This is a genomic window from Nocardioides abyssi, from assembly GCF_030412915.1.
GTDB lineage: Bacteria > Actinomycetota > Actinomycetes > Propionibacteriales > Nocardioidaceae > Nocardioides > Nocardioides abyssi.
In genome coordinates this window covers 1-240 of the sequence record NZ_JAUHJR010000241.1, presented here as the reverse complement: position 1 = coordinate 240, position 240 = coordinate 1, and the positions used below count along the sequence as shown (strand labels likewise).

The window sequence follows — 240 nt, the reverse complement described above, 5'->3', positions numbered from 1 at the left end:
CTCGACCTGGAGGCGGGTGTTCATCTCCAGGAACCAGAACCGCTCGGTGGCCGGGTCGTAGAGGAACTCCACCGTGCCGGCGCCGCGGTAGTCGATCGCCTCGGCGGCCCAGCGGGCCGCCGCGTGCATGGCGGCGCGGACCACGTCGGAGAGACCGGGGGCGGGCGACTCCTCGACGACCTTCTGGTGGCGGCGCTGGACCGAGCAGTCGCGGTCGCCGAAGACCACCGCGTCGACCAG

At 72.9% G+C, this 240-nt stretch carries 1 protein-coding gene; it reads right to left on the bottom strand.

What is annotated here, in order from left to right; all coding sequences use genetic code 11:
• Positions 1–240: ATP-binding protein (locus tag QWY29_RS20640; protein ID WP_500684590.1), on the bottom strand; the 240-nt coding region annotated here is incomplete at both ends.